At 31.4% G+C, this 19715-nt stretch carries 20 protein-coding genes and 3 tRNA genes; 15 read left to right on the top strand and 8 right to left on the bottom strand.

Annotation, left to right across the window (positions count from 1 at the left end; translation table 11 throughout):
- Positions 1 to 18: 18 nt before the first annotated feature.
- A complete protein-coding gene (locus R2808_RS05795; RefSeq protein ID WP_371270015.1) occupies positions 19 to 4542 on the bottom strand; it encodes a translocation/assembly module TamB domain-containing protein in 4524 nt (1507 codons plus the stop codon).
- A gap of 85 nt (positions 4543 to 4627) precedes the next feature.
- Between R2808_RS05795 and tsaD the strand changes: the two genes are divergently transcribed.
- The 6 genes from tsaD to R2808_RS05765 all read left to right on the top strand — a co-directional run bounded on the left by tsaD (position 4628) and on the right by R2808_RS05765 (position 9319).
- Positions 4628 to 5650 carry a tRNA (adenosine(37)-N6)-threonylcarbamoyltransferase complex transferase subunit TsaD gene (gene tsaD / locus R2808_RS05790; protein ID WP_371270014.1) on the top strand — a complete coding sequence of 341 codons (1023 nt, stop codon included), beginning with the start codon at positions 4628 to 4630 and terminating at the stop codon, positions 5648 to 5650.
- Between the two features lie 71 nt (positions 5651 to 5721).
- Complete coding sequence (locus R2808_RS05785) at positions 5722 to 6426, top strand: 16S rRNA (uracil(1498)-N(3))-methyltransferase (protein WP_371270013.1); 705 nt, start codon at positions 5722 to 5724, stop codon at positions 6424 to 6426.
- Positions 6427 to 7065 carry a DUF4159 domain-containing protein gene (locus R2808_RS05780; protein ID WP_371270012.1) on the top strand — a complete coding sequence of 213 codons (639 nt, stop codon included), beginning with the start codon at positions 6427 to 6429 and terminating at the stop codon, positions 7063 to 7065. It begins immediately after the preceding gene.
- Positions 7066 to 7581: a TrmH family RNA methyltransferase gene (locus R2808_RS05775; protein ID WP_371270011.1), complete on the top strand. Its 516-nt coding sequence runs from the start codon at positions 7066 to 7068 to the stop codon at positions 7579 to 7581.
- Positions 7572 to 8750 carry a class I SAM-dependent methyltransferase gene (locus R2808_RS05770; RefSeq protein ID WP_371270010.1) on the top strand — a complete coding sequence of 393 codons (1179 nt, stop codon included), beginning with the start codon at positions 7572 to 7574 and terminating at the stop codon, positions 8748 to 8750. Before R2808_RS05775 ends, R2808_RS05770 begins: the two co-directional genes overlap by 10 nt.
- A gap of 2 nt (positions 8751 to 8752) precedes the next feature.
- A complete protein-coding gene (locus R2808_RS05765; protein WP_371270009.1) occupies positions 8753 to 9319 on the top strand; it encodes a hypothetical protein in 567 nt (188 codons plus the stop codon).
- A gap of 38 nt (positions 9320 to 9357) precedes the next feature.
- Here the strand turns inward: R2808_RS05765 and R2808_RS05760 are convergent.
- The 3 genes from R2808_RS05760 to R2808_RS05750 form a co-directional block, all read right to left on the bottom strand.
- A tRNA-Arg gene (locus tag R2808_RS05760) sits at positions 9358 to 9431 on the bottom strand.
- A gap of 36 nt (positions 9432 to 9467) precedes the next feature.
- A tRNA-Pro gene (locus R2808_RS05755) sits at positions 9468 to 9542 on the bottom strand.
- 7 nt (positions 9543 to 9549) lie between these two features.
- Positions 9550 to 9633: transfer RNA gene (locus R2808_RS05750), tRNA-Ser, on the bottom strand.
- Positions 9634 to 9880: 247 nt separating this feature from the next.
- Here R2808_RS05750 and R2808_RS05745 point away from each other — a divergent pair.
- Positions 9881 to 11059, top strand: a complete 1179-nt coding sequence (locus tag R2808_RS05745; protein ID WP_371270008.1) for an acetyl-CoA C-acyltransferase — start codon at positions 9881 to 9883, stop codon at positions 11057 to 11059.
- Positions 11060 to 11154: 95 nt separating this feature from the next.
- The gene (locus R2808_RS05740) at positions 11155 to 11916 is read left to right on the top strand and encodes an NlpC/P60 family protein (protein ID WP_371270007.1); all 762 of its coding nucleotides are present in this window, start codon (positions 11155 to 11157) and stop codon (positions 11914 to 11916) included.
- A gap of 4 nt (positions 11917 to 11920) precedes the next feature.
- Here the strand turns inward: R2808_RS05740 and R2808_RS05735 are convergent, their stop codons facing one another.
- Positions 11921 to 12502: an NUDIX hydrolase gene (locus R2808_RS05735; protein WP_371270006.1), complete on the bottom strand. Its 582-nt coding sequence runs from the start codon at positions 12500 to 12502 to the stop codon at positions 11921 to 11923.
- A gap of 8 nt (positions 12503 to 12510) precedes the next feature.
- Here R2808_RS05735 and pyrE point away from each other — a divergent pair, with 8 nt between their 5' ends.
- Both pyrE and R2808_RS05725 read left to right on the top strand, forming a co-directional pair.
- The gene (gene pyrE / locus R2808_RS05730) at positions 12511 to 13152 is read left to right on the top strand and encodes an orotate phosphoribosyltransferase (RefSeq protein WP_371270005.1); all 642 of its coding nucleotides are present in this window, start codon (positions 12511 to 12513) and stop codon (positions 13150 to 13152) included.
- Between the two features lie 10 nt (positions 13153 to 13162).
- The gene (locus tag R2808_RS05725) at positions 13163 to 13555 is read left to right on the top strand and encodes an SRPBCC family protein (protein WP_371270004.1); all 393 of its coding nucleotides are present in this window, start codon (positions 13163 to 13165) and stop codon (positions 13553 to 13555) included.
- An 83-nt stretch (positions 13556 to 13638) separates the two neighbouring features.
- Here R2808_RS05725 and R2808_RS05720 read toward each other — a convergent pair whose 3' ends face one another.
- Positions 13639 to 14478 carry a DUF2911 domain-containing protein gene (locus R2808_RS05720; protein WP_371270003.1) on the bottom strand — a complete coding sequence of 280 codons (840 nt, stop codon included), beginning with the start codon at positions 14476 to 14478 and terminating at the stop codon, positions 13639 to 13641.
- Positions 14479 to 14598: 120 nt separating this feature from the next.
- Here R2808_RS05720 and R2808_RS05715 point away from each other — a divergent pair, with 120 nt between their 5' ends.
- Together R2808_RS05715 and R2808_RS05710 are read left to right on the top strand one after the other, a co-directional pair.
- Positions 14599 to 15066, top strand: a complete 468-nt coding sequence (locus R2808_RS05715) for a cell division inhibitor (protein WP_371270002.1) — start codon at positions 14599 to 14601, stop codon at positions 15064 to 15066.
- A 13-nt stretch (positions 15067 to 15079) separates the two neighbouring features.
- The gene (locus R2808_RS05710) at positions 15080 to 16366 is read left to right on the top strand and encodes a deoxyribodipyrimidine photo-lyase (protein ID WP_371270001.1); all 1287 of its coding nucleotides are present in this window, start codon (positions 15080 to 15082) and stop codon (positions 16364 to 16366) included.
- On the opposite strand, the gene R2808_RS05705 is transcribed toward R2808_RS05710, so the two are convergent.
- The gene (locus R2808_RS05705) at positions 16337 to 17005 is read right to left on the bottom strand and encodes an HAD family hydrolase (protein ID WP_371270000.1); all 669 of its coding nucleotides are present in this window, start codon (positions 17003 to 17005) and stop codon (positions 16337 to 16339) included. The genes R2808_RS05710 and R2808_RS05705 overlap by 30 nt on opposite strands.
- Before the next feature lie 89 nt (positions 17006 to 17094).
- Here R2808_RS05705 and R2808_RS05700 point away from each other — a divergent pair, with 89 nt between their 5' ends.
- From R2808_RS05700 to R2808_RS05690, 3 genes are read left to right on the top strand one after another with little or no spacing between them, the layout of a single operon-like run.
- Complete coding sequence (locus R2808_RS05700; RefSeq protein WP_371269999.1) at positions 17095 to 17637, top strand: RNA polymerase sigma factor; 543 nt, start codon at positions 17095 to 17097, stop codon at positions 17635 to 17637.
- Positions 17638 to 17667: 30 nt separating this feature from the next.
- Positions 17668 to 18084, top strand: a complete 417-nt coding sequence (locus R2808_RS05695; RefSeq protein WP_371269998.1) for a hypothetical protein — start codon at positions 17668 to 17670, stop codon at positions 18082 to 18084.
- A gap of 12 nt (positions 18085 to 18096) precedes the next feature.
- Positions 18097 to 18546 carry a Spy/CpxP family protein refolding chaperone gene (locus R2808_RS05690; protein ID WP_371269997.1) on the top strand — a complete coding sequence of 150 codons (450 nt, stop codon included), beginning with the start codon at positions 18097 to 18099 and terminating at the stop codon, positions 18544 to 18546.
- Between the two features lie 40 nt (positions 18547 to 18586).
- Here the strand turns inward: R2808_RS05690 and R2808_RS05685 are convergent, their stop codons facing one another.
- Positions 18587 to 19645 (bottom strand): WD40/YVTN/BNR-like repeat-containing protein, encoded by a 1059-nt coding sequence (locus R2808_RS05685; protein WP_371269996.1) that lies wholly within the window; start codon positions 19643 to 19645, stop codon positions 18587 to 18589.
- Positions 19646 to 19715 lie beyond the last annotated feature (70 nt).

The following is a 19715-nucleotide window of genomic DNA, read 5'->3' as shown; positions in this document are numbered from 1 at the left end:
TAATAATTTAATGTGTTTTTAGTTAATTTCTGGTACTTTTTGAATTTCTTCGTCTTTTGCTTCTGATGGTTTATTTTGACGTTTTTTATTGATATACTGAATATAATCTGGAGAAAGTTCGGAATCGTCTATTTGGTTTTTGGCTTCGTTTTGTTCTGTTTCTTTTTTATTTTTTTTGAATATTTTCTGAATTAATTCGTTAAAAGTATCAAAATCTACTGTATAGGTTAACCCTAGACCTTGCGTGTAGCCAATGCCTTCGCCTATATAATTAATATCGTTTTCTCTGTTAAAAACTCGAGCTCTTAATGTTCCGTCTTCGTTTAATTCCATTTGAATTTCTACGTTACCTACTAAAACCGATTCGGTAACACCGCCTACTGGCACACCTACTTGTCCGTTAATTGATATTCTATCGTTTATTTGTGTAGCAAGAGTAAACCCTACCCTGTCGGAAACTTCATTTAGTCTATCGCCTTGGGTATAATCTACTCCTAATTGTAATTTACTATCTTCATCTGCTAAAAGCCCGTTTACAAGCGAACTTAATCGTTCAATTACAGGGCCATACGCAACATTACCCGCCGATTCGGCTGTTATAAACGAGCCTGTTGATAAAAGTGCAAATGCTTGATTTTGTCGAATATCGTTATTTTGAAGTTGGTATTCAATTTCGCTTTTTATTACGGTACTTACTGTTGGAAATTCGATATCGAAATCGATGTTTGGCGCTTCCAAATTACCTGTAATTAAAATAGAAACATCTGTATCTACTTTTCGATTAAGCGAAGCACTTTCTAGTAAAACACCTGGGTTTGCATAGGTTTCGTAAATTCCTTCAATATTTAGTCTGGCGTTCATTGGGTTACCATCCCAGTCTATAGTGCCGCCGTTTTTAACTTTAAATTTTTTATCGATAATTCCTTTGTATCTAAAATTATATTCGCCTTCTACTACAATAACGTTTCCTGTCATTAAAAATTTTCCTAGTGTATTAATTTCCATTTTTAAGGAACCGTAGCCTCTTCCTTTCATGGCATGACCGGTTTCTCTGTTTAAAATTACTTCTACTTCAGCATCGGTATCAATATCAAAATCGAAATCGAGTTCTATACCTTGGTAACTATTACTGCTTGTAACATTTCCTTTTTCTTGATTGTTTTTTTCGGCTATTGAAAGGTATTTTATATACGAATTATCGCCTACGTCGGCTACATCGCTTACTGGAATTTTAATAGTAGTTCCTTTTTCTGATTCTCCTACTACATTTACAACTAGTGCATTTGTACTTCCTTTTATAGTTGCCCAGCCATTCATAAAAGCAGTTCCGTAGTAATACACATCGTCGCCATCTTCGGTGTCGAGTGCTAAAATATTGTTTGATTTTAAACTTAAATCGAGCTCCCAATCGGTAAAAGCTGTGTGTTTAATGCTTCCGTTTACTAAACCTTGCGTGTTGTATTTGGTATCGGTAATTTTAATGTTTCGCAATAAAAAGGCTTTTTCGGTAACATCGACTATTGAGTTTTCATCAAAATTATAGTCTGTATTTAAATATGGAATGGTTAAACCAGCATTTGAAAGATAAAGTCGTCCATCTACTTCGGGTTTAGAAAAACTACCATTTATAGCTATTTTTCCGTTTGTACTTCCTCTTACTTTAGATACTATATGACTTAAAAGCGGACTAAATGGTTCTAGGCTAAACTCGTTAAAGCCTGCTACTAAATTCATTTTGCTATTGTTGTTTTTATAGCCAATATTTCCGTTTAAATAAAATTGCTCTTTATTGTCTTTTTCAATAGTAGAATTAATTTCAAAATTATTTAAATCTTCATTTCCTTTAACGTTTACATTTAAATTACCTAGTAGAAAATTATTAACTTCTAGATTGTCGATTTCTAAACTGGAAGATGGATTAAAGCGTTCGCCTTGTTGTTTTATATGTGCATAGCCATTGAGCATTCCGCCAAAGGTTAAATTATCAACAGATGGAATTAGTTTTTTTAAATCGACATCGTGAAAGTTTAAATTTAAGTCTTTTTCGGATTTACCGTAAATATGACCAAAAAAGCTCATACTTTGATTGTTGTGCGACAGGCTTAGTTTTTCAAAATCGAAATTTTTTAAATCTTTAGAAAAAACAATTTTATTGTCTTTTGTTTCGTTTTCGTTAATATACCACAAATAGTCTTTAAATTTTACTTCAGATTTTTTAAACCCTACAATTGATTGTTTGCTGCTGTCGATAGTGTGATATAAATTTAGTTCGTATAAATCTTGGTCTTTTGAGCCGCCTTTAAACTCTGTACGCACAAACAAAGTATCGTTTAGGGTTAGATTAATTAAATTAAAATCTGATATTTTATAATTTTTATTCCGAATACTATCCATTACTATATAGGTGTTGTATAACGGATTTTTATTGTCGATATCGATTTTAATATTGTTAAAATGATTTTCGAATGCTACGATTAATGGTGCACTAAAATCGAGCTCAAATTTTCCTTGATCGGCTTGTATTTTACCTTTTATTTTAGTGTTTTCTGAAATGGAAATATCGGGAACAAAAATTTCGACAATTTTATTGTGAACGGTAAAATCGAAATTTAAAAACTGATTGGGTTCTAATTTATTTGGCGAATAATTAGCATATAAACTTCCTACAGCGTTTTCTACTATTAATGGTAGTTCTTTAATTTTATATTTTCCAATTGCCGAACCCGTAATAATATCGGGCGAGTTAATTGTAATTGTACGAACTCTGTCGTTATCGAAAGTTGATGTAAATTCAAAATCGGTAAAAAAATATTGTTGTTTGGTGTTTTGATACGATATGTTTTTAAGTTTAATAGTGCCTTCTAAATTATCTAAAGAATTCCCTTTAGAATCGATAGCAATATTGCCTTTAAAAATAGAAATAGAATCGTTTTTATTAAGATGAAGTGCTTCTAAATCTACATAATCTATTTGCGATGTAAAATTGTAGTTATATACTTTAGAACTCAAATCGATTAATCCTTTAAAATCCATACGAAGGTTTGGATCGTTACTGTTAAAGTAGCCTTCAAAATAAGGCATTTTCATTCTCCCGTCAATGGCAATATTGGTATAATTGTATTGGTTAAAATACATTTTTTCAATTTCACCTTTTATTTTAGTATCTAAAAATTTCTGGCTAAAGCCTTTTCCATCTACATCAATAGTTGCTGTAACATTTCCTAAATTATTTTCGTTTAACAATTCGCCAACATTAAAATCTTTTAAACGTAAATTTCCTTTGTACGAAGCGTTATCAATATGATTGATATTATGTATTGATAAATCGGTCTTGGCAAAACCTAAATTCGATATAACATCTATTTTAGAATTTATATATGTTGTGCTTAACTCGGTCCAGCCATTTATTGTTACTTCGCCTAATTTTTGTAATGATGATGGTAAATTATTACCCAATAATCGTGGTAAAATTTTAGTTAAATTATTATAATTCGATTCTATTTTGTCGAAATTACCATTAACATAGTAGGGTTTTTCTTTTTCAAATAAATTTTTAAAAGTAACTGTACCAATAATTTCAGAATTGTGTTTATCGTGTAGTGTTAAGTTTTCTGTTGTAAAATTATTAAGTGTTCCTGTTAAGTGCGTTGTAAGGTCAAAATAATTATTAGCACCAAATTCATTGTAAAAACGATTTAAATCGTTCGATGAAATATGTGTTTCATCGAGCATAACATCCCATTTTACTTTATTATTAAAATCTGAAAACTCTTCTCGCTTATAAAACAAGGCTACTTTACCCTTTAGTTTCGATTCGTCTGTAGCCAGCGCTAAATTATCAAGTTTAATATATTGTTTTGTATAAGTAAAATTAGAGGTTAATTGGTTTACTTTAATTCCTCTATGATCATTAAAACCCAACTGTTCTATAAAAACCGTTACATCGGCGCCTTTAATTTTAAAATCGTGCAGTTTTGCATTTAAATTTGTAAAATTTAAAAGTTGTGGCGATTCGAGTTCTTGGTCAATATACTGAAAACTACTGTTGTAAACCGTAAACGAATTGACCAGCATTCTAAAATTTCCTGAAGATGGAGAGCCATCGTCGAAAGCGGCTACGAAACGGTCTAAATTGGTTTCTTTCTCTCCTTTATATTGAATAATTTTAGCCTTTAAGCCATGAATAGTCATATCGCCAAAATACGGATGACCACTTGTATATAACTTTTTAAAATCGTTAAAATTAAGAATTGAAGTATTTAGTTTTTGTATGTAAAACAACGAGTCTTGATGGTGATCGCGTATTAAAACTTCTCCAAGCTTTATAGTTCCAAATGGCGAAATAGCTACTTTTTTTATTTCTATTTCGGTACCAAAATCTTTATTAATATAATTTGTTGCTACTTTTCCTAATTTCGTTTGTACAAATGGTAGCGCAAGTAAAACACCTAATACAAGAAAAAGTAATAGTAAAAAAACAATACTTCGTACTACTATTTTTCTTATTTTTTTTAACGTGTTATTATTTTGTAATTTTGCCAAACGAATAAAATTGATACAACTAACAAAAGTAGTAAATTTGTAAGATTTATTACAAGGATATTAAACAATTTTCGTGCCTAAAAATATGAGTTTAAAAAACATTTATACACTTGCTATTGAAAGTTCTTGCGACGACACATCGGCTGCTGTTTTGTGTAACGACAAAGTGCTTTCAAACATTGTGGCAAGACAAGCCGTGCATGAAGAATATGGTGGTGTGGTTCCAGAGCTAGCCTCTAGAGCCCATCAACAAAATATTGTTCCTGTTATAGATGTGGCTATAAAAAAAGCAGGTATTACTAAAAAAGACCTAAATTGTATTGCTTTTACACAAGGCCCAGGGTTAATGGGTTCGTTATTAGTAGGCGGTTCCTTTGCAAAATCTATGAGTATGGCGCTACATATTCCGTTACTTGCTGTTAACCATATGAAAGCACATATTTTAGCACATTTTATTGATGAAGAAGGATTTAATAAACCTTCATTTCCATTCTTAGCCTTAACTATTTCGGGCGGACATACGCAAATTGTTAAGGTAACTAGTTTTTTTAATATGGAAATTATTGGCGAAACTACAGACGATGCTGTGGGCGAAGCCTTTGACAAATCGGCAAAAATACTAGGTTTGCCTTATCCTGGTGGTCCGTTAATAGACCAATATGCAAAAGAAGGAAACCCGAAAGCTTTTCAATTTACAAAGCCAAAAGTTGATGGTTTAAATTTTAGTTTTAGCGGATTAAAAACTCAAATTTTATATTTTATTCAAAAAAACGTAAAAGAAAACCCAAATTTTATTACAGAAAACTTAACCGATATTTGTGCTTCTATTCAATACACCATTATTCAAATTTTAATGGATAAGCTAAAAATAGCCGTACAAGAAACTGGAATCAATCAAATAGCTATTGGTGGTGGTGTTTCTGCTAATTCTGGAATTCGTAAAACATTAAAAGAAGCAGAAGCAAAATATGGATGGCAAACGTATATTCCTAAATTTGAATACACAACCGATAATGCCGCAATGATAGGAATTGTAGGTTATTACTATTTTCTAGAAAATAATTTTAGCAATAATACTGTGGTTTCAAAAGCACGAATTGCATTTTAATGTATCATTTTAATTCGTAATTCGTAATTCGTAATTCGTAATTTATAATTTATAATTCATCATAATTAAACATGCAGCTTTTCTATAATTCTAACATAAAAAATACCGATACTAAATTTTTTTTCGATAAAGAAGAAAGCAAACATATAGTAAAAGTGCTGCGAAAAAAAGAAAGCGACATTATTTTTATAACAAACGGACTTGGTTTTTTATTTAAAAGTAAAATTATTTTAGCATCTGATAAAAAATGTGAAGTAAAAATTTTAGAAGTTCAAGAATTTAAAAAGCCTACTTACCATTTACACATTGCCATTGCCCCTACTAAAATGAACGATCGCACAGAATGGTTTTTAGAAAAAGCAACCGAAATTGGCATACAAGAAATTACGCCTATTATTTGCGAAAATTCGGAACGAAAAGTATATAAAATTGATAGAGCCGAAAAAATTATTCAATCGGCAATGAAACAATCTAATCAGTTTTTTTTACCCAAAATAAACAATCCTATTTCTTTTAAAGAATTTATTGCGAATACAAATTGCGACTTTAAATATATAGCACATTGTGCCGAAACCGAACGAAAGCAATTAAAAAATTGCATTACAGCAAACAAGTCGTATGTTATTTTAATTGGTCCAGAAGGCGATTTTTCCAAAAAAGAAATTAATTTAGCATTAGAAAACAATTACAAACCTGTTTTGCTTGGCAATACACGATTACGAACCGAAACCGCCGCCGTAGTAGCTTGCCATACCATTGCATTAATTAACGAGTAAATGAAAAAAATATATTGCTTAATTCTATTCGTATCTTTATTTGGTTTTTCGCAAGAAATTGCCCTTTTAAAATATTCTGGCGGTGGCGACTGGTATGCCAACCCAACATCGCTTCCTAATTTAATAAAGTTTTGCAACAACACTATTAAAACCAACTTAGCCGTTAAACCGGCAACCGTTTCGGCAGAAAGTTCTGAAATTTTTAATTATCCCTTTTTACATATGACGGGACACGGAAATGTAGTTTTTAGCCCAATCGAAATTAACAACCTACGCAATTATTTACTCTCGGGAGGTTTTTTGCATATTGATGATAATTATGGAATGGACCAATATATTAGAAAAGAAATCACAAAACTTTTTCCAAATAATGAATTGGTAGAAATTCCTAACAACCATAGTCTTTTTCAAGAACCTTTTGTATTTGAAAATGGTTTGCCAAAAATTCATGAACACGATAAAAAACGTGCCCAAGCTTTTGGCATTTTTGTAGAAAACAGACTAGTACTACTTTACACTTTTGAATGCGATTTAGGCGATGGCTGGGAAGACTACGAAGTACACCACGACCCAGAAGAAGTTCGACAAAAAGCACTAAAAATGGGTGCTAACATTATAAATTACGTTTTTAAAAATTAATTGGAACAGCTTACACACGAAACTACTTTTTTTACTTCGCAACAATTTCCTATTACCGTGGTGTGCGACAATGTTTATTTGCAACAAAATATAGGAAGTATTTTTAGAATTTGCGAAGCATTTGGTGTTGAAAAAATAATTTTTACAGGTGCAAATTTTGTTTTTTCAGAAAGGAAAATTAATAAAACTTCGCGAAACACGCACAAAACTGTACCGTACGAAATTATACCTAATACAGCGCAAATTTTACATTTTTTACAAACTAGTAAAGCCCAAATTATAGCACTAGAAATTACTACTGAAAGTAAACCAATATCTGAAATTAGCATCAAAAAAAATGAACCAATAATATTGCTTATTGGAAGCGAAATTTATGGTATTTCTACCGAATTATTAGCCAAAACACAAAATGCTTATCATATTAAAATGTTTGGAAAAAACAGTAGTATAAACGTTGCACAAGCACTTGGCATTGCTTTATATGAAATTACTCAAAAATATAGCAAATGGAAATAACAGCGTTATTAAAAAAAGATATTCAAAATTTTATAGATGCTAATTTGAAGGTTGATATTAAAAAATTAGCACTTCAAAAAAATCCATTTCCAGAAATTTCATATCAGGCTATATTAAATCAAATTGTTGCAAAAAATAAAGCTAAAAACAAATTACCAACTTGGTTTTCTTCAAAAAACATATATTATCCTAGTAAAATTTCGGTAGAACAAACTTCTTCCGAAAAAACGGCACAATATAAAGCAACACTCGTTAGCGGTAAAACACTACTTGATGCCTCTGGCGGTTTTGGGGTTGATGATTACTATTTCGCCAAAAAATTTGACGCTGTAATTCATTGCGAGTTAAATACTGAATTATCTTCTATTGTAGCATATAATTTTAAACAATTAAAAACTAAAAATATTACATGCGTAACCGGCAATAGTACCAATATTTTAAAAAACATTTCGCAAGCAATAGATTGCATTTATATTGATCCTTCTCGTAGAAACGAAAAAAAAGGAAAAGTTTTTATGCTAACCGATTGCGAACCTAATGTTCCAGAACTCTTACCTTTTTATTTTAATTACACTAATACTTTACTCGTAAAAACCGCGCCAATTCTTGATATTAAAGCAGCATTATTAGAACTTCAATTTGTATCTAAAATACATATTGTAGCGGTAGAAAACGAAGTAAAAGAATTACTTTGGCTTATAGAAAAAGAATATTTAGGCAACATAAAACTTATAGCAACAAACATTGAAAAAGAGGCAACCGAGAGTTGCGAATTTAATTTAAAAAGTAACGATGTTGCTACTTTTTCTAAACCTTTAAAGTATTTATACGAACCAAATGCAGCATTGTTAAAATCGGGTAAGTTTAACGAAATTAGCACCCTTTTTAAAGTACACAAACTACACCAGCACTCGCATTTATATACCGCTACCAACATTGTGCCTTTTCAAGGAAGAAAATTTAAAATAAACACCAATATTCTATTTACTAAAGAAAGTATTAAAAAGTATATTGTAGGACAAAAAATGAATGTAGCAACACGAAATTTTCCGTTAAAACCAGAAGAATTAAAAAAGAAATATAAAATTACAGATGGTGGAACAGTTTTTGCTTTTTTTACTACCAATAGTACTAATGAAAAAATTGTATTACTTTGCGAAAAAATTTAATTATGAAATTATACCTGCTATTATTTTTAACCACTACTTTTGCTTTTTCACAAGTTAAAGATTGCAATTACGAAATTGAAGAAAAAACCGACTCTACCACTATAAAAATAGTAGCTGAAAAAATTATTTACGAAAAAACTTTTGGTGCATCTAAAAAATTTATTCAATTTACGCCAATGCAAATAGATGGCACACCTACTCTAAAAGTGCAAATTGTAGAAAAAAACACTGCGTTTATTCCTGCAAAATGCTTCGATTTAACTTCAAAATTACTGTTTCAGTTAGAAAACGGAAAATTTGTAGTATTAAAAAGTATTACCGAAAATGCGTGTTCTATTTTAAACTATAATAAAGAAGACCAGTCAAATATTCGAATTTTAGAAGGCTACTTTATATTTACAAAACCCAATTATGAAATGCTTAAAATGTCGCCAATTTCCATTATGCGATTACAATTTGTAGGCGAAAAAGAAGATTACAACATCAAAAATGAGTTAATTTCTGAAATTAACCAAAAAACAACACAGCCTAGCAATTTTTTTATAAACAACTTAAAATGTATTGAGTAGAAACAAAAAAACCAAGCAAATTTTGCTTGGTTTTTTTGTGATCCAATCAGGATTCGAACCTGAGACCTACTGCTTAGAAGGCAGTTGCTCTATCCAGCTGAGCTATTGGACCAAAGCTTTTTCCGATTTAAAAATCCCGACAATTTCGTCGGGGTGGCAGGATTCGAACCTGCGACCTCTTGGTCCCAAACCAAGCGCGATGACCGGGCTACGCTACACCCCGAAAAAAGCGGAGAGACAGGGACTCGAACCCTGGCATCGGTTACCCGATGACAGATTAGCAATCTGCTCCGTTACCACTCCGGCACCTCTCCTATTTTATATAGTTAGTTTAAGAACTTTTTTTTGAGGTTGCAAATGTATAATTTACTATTGTTTTTCACAACATTTTTTTTAGTTTTTTTAGTTTTAAAATTAAAATAAAATTAAACCATTTATTTATCAATTAATTAACTAAATGTTTTTTTTACAATTTATACAAAATAAAACAGTATAAAAATAATAAAAGCATTATAAAATCAATTAAAAAATAGTAAATTCGCAAAACGAAAAACAAATATTATGAGTAAAAAAGTTGTTATAGTTTCTGCTGTTAGAACACCTATTGGAAGTTTTATGGGAGCATTATCTACAGTTCCCGCAACACAATTAGGCGCTACTGCAATAAAAGGAGCTCTTGCCAAAATAAATTTAAACCCAAATGAAGTTAACGAAGTTTTAATGGGTAATGTCGTTCAGGCTGGAAATGGTCAAGCACCAGCTCGCCAAGCTGCAATACACGCTGGAATTCCCGATAATGTTCCTTGTACCACGGTTAACAAAGTTTGTGCAAGTGGTATGAAAGCTGTTATGCAAGGCGCACAAGCTATAATGTGTGGCGATGCGGATGTTGTTGTAGCTGGCGGAATGGAAAACATGAGCTTAATTCCGCATTACGTACATATGCGCAATGGTGTAAAATTTGGCCCTACTTCTTTGGTCGATGGTATGCAAAAAGATGGATTAACAGATGCTTACGATAATAATGCAATGGGTGTTTGTGCCGATTTGTGTGCTTCAGAATATGCTATTTCTAGAGAAGAACAAGATAATTTTGCTATTCAATCGTATAAACGTTCAACAGCAGCATGGGAAGCTGGTAAATTTAATTCAGAGATTGTTCCAGTAGAAGTACCACAACGCAGAGGCGAACCTATTATTGTTAGCAAAGATGAAGAATACACTAATGTAAAACTCGATAAAATTCCTGCATTAAACGCTGTTTTTACTAAAGACGGAACAGTTACAGCTGCCAACGCTTCTACCATTAATGATGGCGCAGCAGCTTTAGTTTTAATGAGTGAAGAAAAAGCAAAAGAATTAGGTTTAAAACCTTTAGCTTACATAAAATCATTTGCCGATGCTGCACAAGAACCAAAATGGTTTACAACAGCTCCTGCAAAAGCATTGCCAAAAGCTTTAGACAAAGCTAATATTACCATTTCTGATGTAGATTATTTTGAGTTTAACGAAGCCTTTGCTGTAGTAGGATTAGCAAATGCTAAAATACTTGGTATAACGGAAAATAAAATAAATGTAAATGGTGGTGCTGTTTCATTAGGCCATCCTTTAGGTTGTTCTGGAGCTCGTATTATTGTTACGCTTTTAAATGTTTTAGAGCAAAACAATGCAAAAATTGGCGCAGCCGCTATATGTAATGGCGGTGGCGGCGCTTCTGCAATTGTTATTGAAAGAGCTTAGACATAATTATAAGTTATGAATTATAAATTATGAATAGTGTTGCTGTTTGTAATTTATAATTCATAATTCTAAATTTTTAATTTATAATTCATTTAATGTTTGGAATTTGTAATTTGGCTATTGTGCCAGTTCGCCTAGAACCGTCAGATAAAAGTGAGCAAGTAACACAACTTTTATTTGGCGAAAGTTTTGCTATAATAGAGCAAATTGAAAAATGGGTAAAAATTAAAATTTCTTTTGACGATTATGTAGGTTGGATTGATAAAAAACAATTTCAAGAACTATCGGAAGAACAATTTTTAATTTTAAAGAATTCGCCCGAAATTCTAAACACAAATTTAATAGAATATGTTTCTAATACTGAAAATGAGTTAATTGCTATTCCTTTAGGTAGTAGTATAAGTTTTTTAGACCAAGAAGCTATAAACCGTAAAAACTTTATATTCGAAGGAGCAAAAACCTGCGGTGTAAAAGCAAAAACCGAGATAGCTAAAACTGCATTTATGTATTTAAATACGCCTTATTTATGGGGAGGAAAATCGCCTTTTGGGATAGATTGTTCTGGCTTTACGCAAATGGTTTACAAATTAAATGGATACACTTTATTTCGCGATGCTTCACAACAGGCAACACAAGGCGAAGCACTAAGTTTTATAGAAGAAAGCGAAGCTGGAGATTTAGCCTTTTTTGATAATGAAAATGGCGTAATAACACACGTTGGCATTGTGTTAAACGAAAATTATATTATTCACGCTTCGGGGAAAGTACGTATCGACAGGCTCGATCATTTAGGAATTTATAATGCCGAAACCAATAAACACACACATAAACTACGAGTAATTAAGCGAATTATGTAAAAGCTTAAAACAACAACTCAATATTTTTATACGAATTTTCTAAAAGCTCTGGTATTTTATTTGGTTTTACCCAAACTACTTTTTCTATTCCTTCTTCCGCCTGGCCTTCTAATTTTCCATTAAAATTAGTTTTCATTTCGAACCAATGCGTTTGCTTTAGTTTATAGCGTCCGTTTCGTTTAAAAACATGATACGTTTTTTGTAATTTTTTTACAATTTTTAAACCCTTAACGCCTGTTTCTTCTTCTACTTCTCTAATAGCGGTTTCTTCAATTGTTTCTTTTTTTTCGGTGCCGCCTTTTGGCAAATCCCATTTCCCATTTCTAAAAATAAAAAGCACTTCTCCTTTTTGATTATACACCAAGCCTCCACCTGCTTTAGCTACAGGTATTTTTGCTTTTAAAGTTTTCATTATCAGTTTTTCGTCAGGATGATATAAAATAGCTTTTTGTATTTTATTTTGAAACATTTTAATTATAACCTTCTTTATATCAACACTTTCCAATAAAAACAATTGAAAATCGGTTTCTTTTTCTACTTTACTAGTTAAAAAAAGTGGCTTTTCGTTCACAAAAACTTTATACATTTGCAACTATGATTTTTGATATTAATACTGCCGAAAAAACAGCCGAATTGCTTTTACAAATAAACGCAATTAAATTAAATTCTGAAAGCCCTTTTACATGGGCTTCGGGTTGGAAGTCGCCCATTTATTGCGATAATCGTGTAATTCTCTCATTTCCAGCTGTTCGTAATTTTGTAAAAGAAGCTTTTGCTAAACAAATTGAAAAAAAATTTGGTAAACCCAATGTTATTGCTGGCGTAGCAACTGGAGCTATTGGAATTGGCATACTTGTTGCAGAATGTATGGGGTTACCTTTTGTATATGTGCGCCCTGAACCCAAAAAACACGGTAGGCAAAACCAAATAGAAGGCTTTTTACAAAAAGGCCAAAGTGTAGTGGTTGTAGAAGATTTAATTAGCACAGGAGGGAGCAGTTTACAAGCAATTGAAGCTTTAAAAAATGCAGGAGCAACTATAAAAGGAATGGCTGCTATTTTTAGTTACGGGTTTGATGTTTCAGTAAATAGATTCAGAGAAAGCAACCTAGAAGTATTTACACTAAGTAATTACGATACACTTTTAAAAGAAGCCGTTGCCAAAAAATATATTTCTGTAGAAGAATTATCAAGCCTTGAAGATTGGCGAAAAAACCCAGCAGATTGGAAAAAATAAAAAATAGATTATGAATTTAGAAAGTCCAAAAGTTACCGTTAACAAACCCGCAAAATATTTATTTAACGCCTTAGTTGATGTTAAAAATTTTGAAAAGTTAATGCCCGAAAACATTGCAAAATTTGAAGTAATTGATGAAAATTGCTTTGAATTCGCTTTAAAAGGTATGCCCGAAATAAAATTGATAAAAAAAGAAACTACACCTTACACCAAAATTATTCTTGGTGCAGCATCTAGCAAATTACCTTTTACCCTAACTGGAAATTTAAATGAAATTTCGCCCGATAAAACAGAAGTTCAACTTTTATTTGAAGGCGAATTTAACCCTATGATGGCAATGATGATAAAAGGACCTATTGGAAAATTTATAGAAACTTTAGCTCAAAATATGTCTAAGTTATAAAGTATAACAATATACTATAACTAAAGTAAAAAGCGCTTTCAAAATTGAAAGCGCTTTTTTGTAGCATACTGGTTAGTCTAAAATTATTTCGACCATTCAGCTATGCTCTCTTTATTCATTTTTTCATAATCAGAATTACCAGCTTTTATTGCGCCATCAAGCGACATTTTTGCCGTTTCTATTGCTCCTTTTTTATTACCCATTTTTGCTTGAATTAACGACTTTAATCGGTAATACCAAAAAGGTGTATTATCGCCTTCAACAGCTTTATCTACCCACAATAAAGCTTGATTTAAATCTTGATTTGATTGGTAGTAATATTGCGCTGCAGCATAAAAATCTGCACGTGCTGGACCACTTATTACTTTATTAATACTTGCTAATGCTATATCTTTTGTAGGAACTGTAAACGGAACTGTTATCTTAGTTCGTTCCCATAAAATATCTAAAGTAGCCGAATCGTTTGTAATGTTATCTACTTGAATTGTAAAAGTTTCTACCGATTGCGATAAAATAGTAGGATTAATCATTACACGTAAAGCTACCGCTTCATCATTCCACTCTTGCGGTAAACCCCAAGCAGTAGTATCGTTATAAAAAATAACTGTCCAAGTATCGGCTTTTGGTAAGGTATATAAAGCGTATTTACCTGCTTTTAATGTTTTGTTATCAATAGTAACATCGGTAGAAAAATGAATTGTAGTACAAGCGTTTGCTCCTGTACGCCAATATTTTCCAAAAGGAACCAAATCGCCATAAACAGTTCTTCCTTTTATACTAGGACGCGAATATTCAATATTAACTGTTGTTAAGCCCACCACTTGCTCTACTTTTGCCGCTGGGCTTGCTTGCGGTACTTTTACTTGCGCATACAAAAAAGAATTAAGCGTAAAAACTAGTAGTAAAATAAATCCTTTTTTCATATTATAAATTTTAGTTTGCGCTAAATTAGAAATAAAAATTGCTTTTTATTGTTAATCAATTCCTAAAATTTAATAATTTTGTTTAAGTTTTTTAGTATTTTTGTTAAACATTTTTTTGTTATGAAAATATATCAATTGCATTCGAAACAAAATTTACCTATTTCTTTACAAGAAGCTTGGGATTTTTTGTCTGATCCAAAAAATTTAAAAACAATTACACCTAGTTATATGGGGTTTGATATTGTTTCCGGAGCTGACAAAAAAATGTATCCTGGGCAAATTATTGAATATATTGTAAAACCTGTTCTGGGCATACCTACAAAATGGGTAACTGAAATTACACATGTTGTAGAGAAAAACTATTTTGTAGATGAACAACGATTTGGTCCATACTCACTTTGGCATCATAAACACTTTTTAAAAGAAATTCATGGTGGTGTAGAAATGGAAGATATTATTCATTACAAAGTACCGTTTGGAATTCTTGGACAGTTTGTACACCCATTTATTGTGCGACCAAAATTGGAACAAATTTTTGAGTATAGAAAACAAAAACTTATTAGCCTTTTTGGCGAATTTAAACAGTAAAACACTTTTATTAATGACTATTTTCTGGTTTAGACGCGATTTACGCATAGATGATAACGCTGCATTTTACCATGCCTTACAAGCCTCTACTAACGTTTTACCTATTTTTATTTTCGACGACAGTATTTTATCGCAATTACCTAAAAATGATGCTCGGGTTACATTCATACATAATCAAATCGAAAAAATAAATACGGAATTTCAATTACACAAAAAATCGCTAGCCGTTTTTTATGGTAAACCAATTACTGTTTTTAAGCAATTAATTGCAGAAAATAAAATTGAAGCCGTTTACACCAATCACGATTATGAGCCTTACGCACGTAAAAGAGATAAAGAAATTTATCAAATACTAAAAGAAGAAAATATACCATTTAAAACGGCTAAAGATCAAGTAATTTTTGAAAAAAATGAAATTGTAAAACAAGATGGTTCGCCTTATGTGGTATTTACACCTTTTTCAAAAAAATGGAAAGAAACACTAGCTCAAAAAAACATAACGCATTATCCTTCCGAAACGTTTTTAGATCATATTGTAAATCATAACTACTCATTTTTACCGTTAAATGCTATAGGTTTTGAAAAGTCAAATATACATATTCCAGATTTTAATTGTTCTGGAGAGCTTATTAAAAACTATGAGGCTACCCGAAATTTTCCTGCTATTGAAGGAACATCGCGCTTAGGCATTCACTTGCGTTTTGGTTCGGTTTCAATACGAAAAATGGTAAAGCTAGCGCAATCTTTTAAAAATGAAACGTTTTTAAACGAATTAATTTGGCGCGAATTTTTTATGCAAATTCTATGGCATTTTCCGCATACCACAACTCAAAGTTTTAAACCTCAATACGATAGCATTAAGTGGCATAATAACGAACAAGAATTTAAAATGTGGTGCGAAGGCAAAACAGGTTACCCATTTGTAGATGCTGGTATGCGCGAACTTAATACAACTGGCCACATGCACAACCGCGTGCGTATGATTGTAGCTAGTTTTTTATGTAAACATTTACTTATAGATTGGCGCTGGGGCGAAACTTATTTTGCACAAAAATTATTAGATTACGACCAAGCAAGCAATGTAGGCAATTGGCAATGGGCAGCAGGTAGCGGTGTAGATGCTGCACCTTATTTCAGAATTTTTAATCCAGAAGAACAACTTAAAAAGTTTGATACCAATTTAAAATACGTTAAAAAATGGATACCCGAAATAGACACCATAAAGTATCCTAAACCAATAGTTAATCACAAAGAAGCACGCGAACGTTGTTTACTCGTTTACAAACAAGCCGTTAGCTAGTTTTGTTACATCAATTTCATTAAAATGATGAATTACAAAATCGGCTTGCGATAAGTTTTGCAATTTAGAATGAAAACTGTTATAACCAATACATTTTAAGTTTGCGGCTTTTGCAGCTGCTACTCCGTTCGTACTATCTTCAATTACGACGCATTCTGCAGCATTATGCTTGGAAAGTTGAGCAGCGTATATAAAAATTTCAGGATTAGGCTTCGATTTTGGAAAATCTTCGCCACTTACTTTATGTGCAAAATAATTGTGCAGATTAAACCGATTAAAAACCTTATTAATAGTACTTTTTGAAGCCGATGAAGCTAAAATTAATTCAAAATTATTAGTAAACAATTCTTTAATTAAACCTTCAACACCTTCAATTAAAAATAAATCGGGTTTTGTATCGAAAGCTTCATTAAATATAGCACGTTTGCGCAATACTAAATCTTCAGTATTTTCTTTTAAATTAAAAATAGCTTTTAATTTTTGATAAACATTTCGAGTAGAATTACCTGTAAAAGAAGCAAACATTTCATCGGAAACTTCAATACTTAATTCTTTAAAATGCTGGTAATACGCATATTTATGAATAGGCTCTGTATCAACAATAACACCATCCATATCAAAAATTACGGTTTTAATCATTGTAGTTGTTTTTGCAAAAATAACCGAAAAAAATTAGTATCTAATTAAACCTTTTTTACTAATTTACATCTAAAATAGAAAGTAATCTTTTGCAAAACGAACAAGTATTTTTAGAACAACTACAAAATAAAAAAACGCAGCAACAAGCGTTTAACCAGTTATTGCAGTTGTATCAAAAGCCACTTTACAATCATATTCGGAACATTGTTTTAAACCACGACGATGCAGACGATGTTTTGCAAAATACTTTTATGAAAATATTTCAGAACTTACATCAATTTAAAGGCGAAAGTAAGCTGTTTTCGTGGATGTATCGCATTGCGACAAACGAAGCGTTACGCTTTTTACAAACCAAAGCCAAAAAGTTAGGCTTTACTAGTGAAGAATTACAACAAAAAACAATAAGCAAACTCGAAAGCGATGTCTATTTTGACGGCGATGAAATTCAACTAAAATTACAAAAAGCCATTGCTACTTTACCCGAAAAACAACAATTGGTTTTTAAAATGAAGTACTTTGAAGAGTTAAAATACGAAGAAATATCAGAAATTGTGCAAACTTCGGTTGGCGCACTTAAAGCAAGCTATCATTTAGCAGTAAAGAAAATTGAAGAATATTTACAAAACAATTAAACCTTTTAGTAGAAAAAGTATCTTATTTATATGAATAATTACAATTTACATAACCCTAAAATAAAACCTGGATTTAAAACTCCCGATTCTTATTTTGTTGATTTTGAAGCGACTATACTAACAAAAATTAAAAAAGAAAACGATTCGAGAACTAAAGTTTTATCGCTAACACAAAACAAAAAACTTTGGTATAGCGGCATTGCTGCTGTTTTAACGCTTTTATTTTGTTTAACAATGGTTTTAAAATCGAATACTGCAACAATTGACAGTATAGAAACCGCTTCATTAGAAAGTTATTTAGCAACCGAATTTAGCTCGTACGAATTAGCCGAAAAGTTAAATTCTGATGAAACTATTGAATTTACCGACATTACAGATATTAGCAACGAAGCTATTGAAACGTATTTTGAAAACAACAAAAATATTGAAGATTACTTAACCGAATAAAATAGTATGAAAATGAAAACAAATGTAGCGTTAATGCTTTTACTCGTAGCAACAGCTTTTAGTTTTGGACAAAACACGAACGAACGAAAAGATAAAATTAAAGCTTTAAAAATTGCCTATATTACCGAAAAACTTAATCTTACAACTGAAGAAGCACAAAAATTTTGGCCTATTTATAATGCTTTCGATGAAAAACAATTTGAACTTCGACACGCCATGCGGAAAGACAAAATGCAACGTATTGACGATGAAGGTTTAAATAATTTATCGGAACAAGAAGCGCAAGAATTATTAACACAATTTGAAAAAAACGAAGACGAATTGCATACCATTCGTAAAAAATTTATAAACGAAGTAAAAAAAGTACTTTCTGCAAAAAAGATTATTTTACTTAAAAAAACAGAAGACGAATTTAACCGAAAACTACTTCACGAATTTAAAGGTCGAAAAGGCAAAAAATAAGATTTAATTACAATGAAACTGTCTAATTTTAGGCAGTTTTTTACTTAAAAGTAAGTTTTAGAATTTTTTTGTTACCCGCTGCATAGGCAACGCTGTCGTTTAAAAAACGTAATGTGTACACATCTTTTTCATCTGAAAGTTTTTTCCAACTTTCGCCTCTAGTAGTAGAATAAAAAATACCCGTTCCACCCACACAAACCAAGCTGTTTCCTTTAGAATTTGGCACAAACTGAATGCACGAAGCATAGCCAAAACCTGAATTTTTGGCAAGTAATTTCCACGTTTTGCCGCCATCAATAGTTATGGCTTTATTGCTTGTGTTATCTTCTTGGTTTTCATAATTTCCACCTGCAATTACACCTGTGTTTTCATCGTAAAAATCGGCCGTAAAAATACCCGTCATTGCTTTGCCTTGAATAATTGGTGTATTGTAAACATTCCAAGACTTTCCTTTATCATTACTCACAAAACAGCGCGCTTTTTTGCCACCTGAAACCATAAAAATTGAATTTCCTTTTAGAATTAAATTTGTATTACTTGCTGCAAAAGCAGCTTCGCCTTCTGCAATTTTAGGTAAATTTTTGCAAGGAATTTTTTGCCAAGTTTCGCCTCCGTTATCAGTATAAATTACATGTAAACAATTTTCTACAGGATCGCCCATTGCAACACCAAAAGAATCGTCTAAAAACTGCATGCTATCGTAAAAAACCTTTTCGTTTTCTTCTTTATAAACCAGTTTTATCTGTTTTTTATCGTTAGAAACTTTATACAGTAAAGCAGGATTAGCAACGCTTAGTAAAAAAATACCATTTTTAGTTTGCGCAATACTTCTAAATTCTGGAAAAATAGTATCGTACTGAATTCTTCCTTTAAATATTTTATGGCTTTTTAAATGTATTGCTCCATATTTTCCATTATTTGCGCCAAACCATATTTGGCTATCGCTTACTTTTATTGCTCTAATACTTATTGCATCTTGGTATATCGTATCTACTTTTATAGAAGTTACTTCTTTACGTGTAGTTTGAGATTTTGTTTGTTCTTTTTTACACGATAAAATTAAAATAAAAAATAAAATTAAAAAACACGAATACTTCATAACACCATATTTTAAAGGGTTTTAGCAAAAGTATAACAATTTTTGAAATACTCCATTTTTCATTTTGGCA

It is taken from the genome of Flavobacterium sp., from assembly GCF_041392005.1.
Lineage (GTDB): Bacteria > Bacteroidota > Bacteroidia > Flavobacteriales > Flavobacteriaceae > Flavobacterium.
This window is presented reverse-complemented; position numbering and strand designations above follow the sequence as displayed.

Coding starts and splice junctions, on each gene's coding strand:
- tsaD (WP_371270014.1), top strand. CDS start 4,628: ATGAGTTTAAAAAACATTTATACACTTGCTATTGAAAGTTCTTGCGAC.
- R2808_RS05785 (WP_371270013.1), top strand. CDS start 5,722: ATGCAGCTTTTCTATAATTCTAACATAAAAAATACCGATACTAAATTT.
- R2808_RS05780 (WP_371270012.1), top strand. CDS start 6,427: ATGAAAAAAATATATTGCTTAATTCTATTCGTATCTTTATTTGGTTTT.
- R2808_RS05770 (WP_371270010.1), top strand. CDS start 7,572: ATGGAAATAACAGCGTTATTAAAAAAAGATATTCAAAATTTTATAGAT.
- R2808_RS05765 (WP_371270009.1), top strand. CDS start 8,753: ATGAAATTATACCTGCTATTATTTTTAACCACTACTTTTGCTTTTTCA.
- R2808_RS05745 (WP_371270008.1), top strand. CDS start 9,881: ATGAGTAAAAAAGTTGTTATAGTTTCTGCTGTTAGAACACCTATTGGA.
- R2808_RS05740 (WP_371270007.1), top strand. CDS start 11,155: ATGTTTGGAATTTGTAATTTGGCTATTGTGCCAGTTCGCCTAGAACCG.
- R2808_RS05735 (WP_371270006.1), bottom strand. CDS start 12,502: ATGTATAAAGTTTTTGTGAACGAAAAGCCACTTTTTTTAACTAGTAAA.
- pyrE (WP_371270005.1), top strand. CDS start 12,511: ATGATTTTTGATATTAATACTGCCGAAAAAACAGCCGAATTGCTTTTA.
- R2808_RS05725 (WP_371270004.1), top strand. CDS start 13,163: ATGAATTTAGAAAGTCCAAAAGTTACCGTTAACAAACCCGCAAAATAT.
- R2808_RS05720 (WP_371270003.1), bottom strand. CDS start 14,478: ATGAAAAAAGGATTTATTTTACTACTAGTTTTTACGCTTAATTCTTTT.
- R2808_RS05715 (WP_371270002.1), top strand. CDS start 14,599: ATGAAAATATATCAATTGCATTCGAAACAAAATTTACCTATTTCTTTA.
- R2808_RS05710 (WP_371270001.1), top strand. CDS start 15,080: ATGACTATTTTCTGGTTTAGACGCGATTTACGCATAGATGATAACGCT.
- R2808_RS05705 (WP_371270000.1), bottom strand. CDS start 17,005: ATGATTAAAACCGTAATTTTTGATATGGATGGTGTTATTGTTGATACA.
- R2808_RS05695 (WP_371269998.1), top strand. CDS start 17,668: ATGAATAATTACAATTTACATAACCCTAAAATAAAACCTGGATTTAAA.
- R2808_RS05690 (WP_371269997.1), top strand. CDS start 18,097: ATGAAAACAAATGTAGCGTTAATGCTTTTACTCGTAGCAACAGCTTTT.
- R2808_RS05685 (WP_371269996.1), bottom strand. CDS start 19,645: ATGAAGTATTCGTGTTTTTTAATTTTATTTTTTATTTTAATTTTATCG.